The following is a 4,595-nucleotide window of genomic DNA, read 5'->3' on the forward strand; positions in this document are numbered from 1 at the left end:
GGACACTCTCCGGGCGCCGCCCCCGTCGTCGTACCGGAAACAGCCCCCCGCGGCCCCTCAGCGGCGTACCGTCGGTGCCATGAGCATCCGCGCCGTCCTCTGGGACGTGGACGACACGATCTTCGACTACGCGGGAGCCGACCGCGCCGGGATGCGCGCCCACCTCGCCGCCGAGGGCCTGGACGGCCTGCACGGCACCGTCGAGGACGCCCTGCGCCGCTGGAAGGAGCTCACCGAGCTGTACTGGCGGCTCTACGAGAACGGCATCGACGGCACCGGCGCGAGCTGGCAGGACCAGCGGCGCCACCGCGTCCGCGCCTTCCTGGACCGCCCCGCCCTGACCGACCCCGAGGCCGACGCCTGGTTCGGCCGGTACGTGGCCCACTACGAGGCCGCCTGGGAGCTCTTCCCCGACGCCCTGCCCGTCCTCGACCTGCTCGCCCCCGACTACCGGCAGGCCGTGCTGTCGAACTCCAGCATCCACGCCCAGGAACCCAAGCTGCGCGCCCTCGGCGTCCGCGACCGCTTCGAGGCCGTCCTCTGCGCCGCCGAGCTGGGCAGCGCCAAGCCGGCCGCCGAGGCGTTCCACGCCGCCTGCGCCGCCCTCGGTCTCGAACCGCACGAGGTGGCGTACGTGGGGGACCGCCCCGACATCGACGCGCTCGGCGCCCAGGAGGCGGGGCTCCACGGCATCTGGCTGGATCGCGCCGGCACCGGTGAACGGCCCGGCCTGCGCCGCATCACCGACCTCCATCAGCTCCCCCCGCTGCTCCGCGGGGATACCCGTTTTGGAGCACCGACAACCTTCGGGTAATGTTCTTCCTGCGCCGAGGGGAGCAAGCCGAAAGGCAAGAGCCCGGAAAGCGCAAGCCGAGCAAGATCCCCCTCACGGGGAAGTTGCCCCGGTGGCCTATGGTGTAATTGGCAGCACGACTGATTCTGGTTCAGTTAGTCTTGGTTCGAGTCCAGGTAGGCCAGCTCGCAGAGCTCATCTGCAAACCAGTGGATTGGCATCCACAAGCCCCCGTTGTGTAGCGGCCTAGCACGCCGCCCTCTCAAGGCGGTAGCGCCGGTTCGAATCCGGTCGGGGGTACAGATCCTTCCCGCGGGATCACTTGGGTAGCGCCCAGGTGGACCCGATGCAGGATCGCTAGGGCCCCCGTTGTGTAGCGGCCTAGCACGCCGCCCTCTCAAGGCGGTAGCGCCGGTTCGAATCCGGTCGGGGGTACGACGCTGGTCTAACCACGTATTGGTCTATGGTGTAATTGGCAGCACGACTGATTCTGGTTCAGTTAGTCTAGGTTCGAGTCCTGGTAGACCAGCTCGGGTCTGCGGCGGTTGATCTCAACAGCCCGCATGATCCAAAGCCCCCGTTGTGTAGCGGCCTAGCACGCCGCCCTCTCAAGGCGGTAGCGCCGGTTCGAATCCGGTCGGGGGTACGCGACAGAGAAGCCCTTCCCTTCGGGGGAGGGCTTCTTCGCTGTTCCCGGCGCGGCGCACACACAACTCCGGCCCACCGCTGCGGCGTTGGAGCGGTGGGCCGGGGACGTACAGGTGAACAGAGAAGAGGATCAGCCGTTGCGGCGGAGGGCCTCGGAGAGACGGGCGGCGGCGTCGATGACCGCCTGGGCGTGCATGCGGCCGGGGTGGCGCGTCAGGCGCTCGATCGGACCCGAGACCGACACGGCGGCCACCACGCGGTTCGACGGGCCCCTGACGGGCGCGGAGACGGACGCGACGCCCGGCTCCCGCTCACCGATCGACTGGGCCCAGCCGCGGCGCCGTACGCCCGACAGGGCCGTCGCCGTGAAGCGGGCGCCCTGGAGGCCGCGGTGCAGCCGCTCGGGCTCCTCCCAGGCCATCAGGATCTGCGCCGACGAGCCGGCCTTCATCGTGAGCGTCGAGCCCACCGGGACCGTGTCCCGCAGGCCGGAGAGCCGCTCGGCCGCCGCCACGCAGATCCGCATGTCGCCCTGGCGCCGGTAGAGCTGCGCGCTCTCCCCGGTGACGTCGCGCAGATGCGTCAGCACCGGCCCGGCCGTCGCCAGGAGGCGGTCCTCACCCGCCGCCGCGGCCAGCTCGGCCAGCCGCGGACCCAGGATGAAACGGCCCTGCATGTCGCGGGCCACCATCCGGTGGTGTTCCAATGCCACGGCCAGACGGTGGGCCGTGGGTCGTGCGAGTCCCGTCGCCGCGACCAGTCCTGCGAGGGTGGCCGGACCGGACTCCAGGGCGCTCAGGACAAGGGCTGCCTTGTCGAGAACGCCTACGCCGCTAGAGTTGTCCATGCAACGATATTCGCGTCTCACTCTGTGAAACGCAAGTTCAATTTCCCGAGGAACTTGTCACTCTGGTGAGGCGGCCGCACAACGGCCCGCACAACGGTCTCTAGTGGTGCCGGCGCAGCCGCCGGCCGGAGGGAAAGCGATGGGTAGGACACTCGCGGAGAAGGTCTGGGACGACCACGTCGTCCGGCGCGCCGAGGGCGAGCCCGATCTCCTCTTCATCGATCTTCACCTGCTGCACGAGGTGACCAGCCCGCAGGCGTTCGACGGCCTCCGGCAGAACGGCCGGCAGGTGCGGCGCCTCGACCTCACCCTCGCCACCGAGGACCACAACACCCCCACCCTCGACATCGACAAGCCGATCGCCGACCCGGTCTCCCGCGCCCAGCTGGAGACCCTGCGCAAGAACTGCGCCGAGTTCGGGGTCCGGCTCCACCCGCTCGGCGACGTCGAGCAGGGCGTCGTCCACGTGGTGGGACCGCAGCTGGGCCTGACCCAGCCCGGCATGACCGTGGTCTGCGGCGACTCCCACACCTCCACCCACGGCGCCTTCGGCGGCCTGGCGTTCGGCATCGGCACCAGCCAGGTCGAGCACGTCCTGGCCACCCAGACGCTGCCCATGGCCCGCCCCAAGACCATGGCCATCACGGTGAACGGCGAGCTGCCCGCCGACGTCACCGCCAAGGACCTGATCCTCGCCGTCATCGCGAAGATCGGCACCGGCGGCGGCCAGGGCTACGTCCTGGAGTACCGGGGCTCCGCCATCGAGAAACTCTCGATGGAGGGCCGCATGACCATCTGCAACATGTCCATCGAGGCCGGCGCCCGCGCGGGCATGATCGCCCCCGACGAGACCACCTTCGCCTACCTCAAGGGCCGTCCGCACGCCCCCGAGGGCGAGGACTGGGACGCCGCCGTCGCCTACTGGAAGACCCTGAAGACCGACGAGGACGCCGTCTTCGACGCCGAGGTCGTCATCGAGGCCGCCGAGCTGGCCCCGTTCGTCACCTGGGGCACCAACCCCGGCCAGGGCGCCCCGCTTTCGGCGAACGTCCCCGACCCGGCTTCGTACGAAGACCCCTCGGAGCGCCTCGCCGCCGAAAAGGCCCTGGAGTACATGGGGTTGACCGCCGGCCAGCCGCTGCGCGACATCAAGGTCGACACCGTCTTCGTAGGCTCCTGCACCAACGGCCGCATCGAGGACCTGCGCAACGCCGCCGCCCTGCTGGACGGCCGCAAGGTCGCCGAGGGCGTCCGCATGCTGGTCGTCCCCGGCTCCGTCCGGGTCGCCCTGCAGGCCGTCGAGGAGGGCCTGGACAAGGTCTTCAAGCAGGCCGGCGCCGAATGGCGGCACGCGGGCTGCTCCATGTGCCTGGGCATGAACCCCGACCAGCTGGCCCCCGGTGAGCGCTCCGCGTCCACCTCCAACCGCAACTTCGAGGGCCGGCAGGGCAAGGGCGGCCGCACCCACCTGGTCTCCCCCCAGGTCGCCGCCGCCACCGCCGTGCTGGGCCATCTGGCCTCCCCGGCCGACCTGTCCGACGCCGTCACCACCGCGGGGGTCTGAGGAACCATGGAAGCTTTCACCACGCACACCGGCCGGGCCGTCCCGCTGCGCCGCAGCAACGTCGACACCGACCAGATCATCCCGGCGCACTGGCTGAAGAAGGTCACCCGCGACGGCTTCGAGGACGGCCTCTTCGAGGCATGGCGCAAGGACTCCGAGTTCGTCCTCAACCGCCCCGAGCGGCAGGGCGCCACGGTCCTGGTCGCCGGCCCCGACTTCGGCACCGGCTCCTCCCGCGAGCACGCCGTCTGGGCGCTCCAGAACTACGGCTTCAAGGCCGTCATCTCGGCCCGCTTCGCCGACATCTTCCGCGGCAACTCGCTGAAGAACGGTCTGCTGACCGTCGTCCTGCCGCAGGAGACGGTCGACGCCCTCTGGGAGCTGACCGAGGCCGACCCGACCGCCGAGGTCACCGTCGACCTGGAGGCCCGCAAGGTCCTGGCGGACGGGATCGACGCCGACTTCGAGCTCGACGAGAACGCCCGCTGGCGGCTCCTGAACGGCCTCGACGACATCAGCCTCACCCTTCAGAACGAAGCCGACATCGCGGCCTACGAGGCGGCCAGGCCGTCCTTCAAGCCCCGTACAATTACGGCCTGAGCAGCGCTTTTCCAAGACTGCGCCCCCCCCCCCCCGGGGGGGGGGGGCGGGGCGGTGTTTTTGACCGGGGGGGGGGCCACCCGCCCCGAATTGGACAAAAGTGGGAGTGTATAGAGCGCCCCACCCAGAGAGAGACTGCGGCT

General features: G+C 70.3%; 4 protein-coding genes and 5 tRNA genes. 8 read left to right on the forward strand and 1 reads right to left on the reverse strand.

Annotated elements, in window-relative coordinates; translation table 11 throughout:
• Positions 1 to 79: 79 nt before the first annotated feature.
• From ACFW1I_RS34830 to ACFW1I_RS34855, 6 genes are all read left to right on the forward strand, one after another.
• On the forward strand, positions 80 to 814 hold the full coding sequence (locus tag ACFW1I_RS34830; protein ID WP_384677520.1) for an HAD family hydrolase: 735 nt from the start codon (positions 80 to 82) through the stop codon (positions 812 to 814).
• Between the two features lie 92 nt (positions 815 to 906).
• Positions 907 to 978: transfer RNA gene (locus ACFW1I_RS34835), tRNA-Gln, on the forward strand.
• A gap of 42 nt (positions 979 to 1,020) precedes the next feature.
• Positions 1,021 to 1,093 (forward strand) — tRNA-Glu (locus ACFW1I_RS34840).
• 62 nt (positions 1,094 to 1,155) lie between these two features.
• Positions 1,156 to 1,228 (forward strand) — tRNA-Glu (locus ACFW1I_RS34845).
• A 22-nt stretch (positions 1,229 to 1,250) separates the two neighbouring features.
• Positions 1,251 to 1,322, forward strand: a tRNA-Gln gene (locus ACFW1I_RS34850).
• 44 nt (positions 1,323 to 1,366) lie between these two features.
• Positions 1,367 to 1,439: transfer RNA gene (locus tag ACFW1I_RS34855), tRNA-Glu, on the forward strand.
• A 132-nt stretch (positions 1,440 to 1,571) separates the two neighbouring features.
• On the opposite strand, the gene ndgR is transcribed toward ACFW1I_RS34855, so the two are convergent.
• Complete coding sequence (ndgR, locus tag ACFW1I_RS34860; protein ID WP_005311436.1) at positions 1,572 to 2,288, reverse strand: IclR family transcriptional regulator NdgR; 717 nt, start codon at positions 2,286 to 2,288, stop codon at positions 1,572 to 1,574.
• Between the two features lie 139 nt (positions 2,289 to 2,427).
• Here ndgR and leuC point away from each other — a divergent pair, with 139 nt between their 5' ends.
• Together leuC and leuD are read left to right on the forward strand one after the other, a co-directional pair.
• Positions 2,428 to 3,852 carry a 3-isopropylmalate dehydratase large subunit gene (gene leuC, locus ACFW1I_RS34865; RefSeq protein ID WP_384677522.1) on the forward strand — a complete coding sequence of 475 codons (1,425 nt, stop codon included), beginning with the start codon at positions 2,428 to 2,430 and terminating at the stop codon, positions 3,850 to 3,852.
• A gap of 6 nt (positions 3,853 to 3,858) precedes the next feature.
• Entirely contained in the window at positions 3,859 to 4,452 is a 594-nt protein-coding gene (gene leuD / locus ACFW1I_RS34870; RefSeq protein WP_031013921.1) for a 3-isopropylmalate dehydratase small subunit, read from the forward strand.
• Positions 4,453 to 4,595 lie beyond the last annotated feature (143 nt).

Origin of the sequence: Streptomyces sp. NPDC058955, from assembly GCF_042741435.1 — a bacterium.
Lineage (GTDB): Bacteria > Actinomycetota > Actinomycetes > Streptomycetales > Streptomycetaceae > Streptomyces.

What these genes read in the sequence shown, in the direction of transcription:
- leuC (WP_384677522.1), top strand. Translation starts at nt 2,428, where the DNA reads ATGGGTAGGACACTCGCGGAGAAGGTCTGGGACGACCACGTCGTCCGG.
- ACFW1I_RS34830 (WP_384677520.1), top strand. Translation starts at nt 80, where the DNA reads ATGAGCATCCGCGCCGTCCTCTGGGACGTGGACGACACGATCTTCGAC.
- ndgR (WP_005311436.1), bottom strand. Translation starts at nt 2,288, where the DNA reads ATGGACAACTCTAGCGGCGTAGGCGTTCTCGACAAGGCAGCCCTTGTC.
- leuD (WP_031013921.1), top strand. Translation starts at nt 3,859, where the DNA reads ATGGAAGCTTTCACCACGCACACCGGCCGGGCCGTCCCGCTGCGCCGC.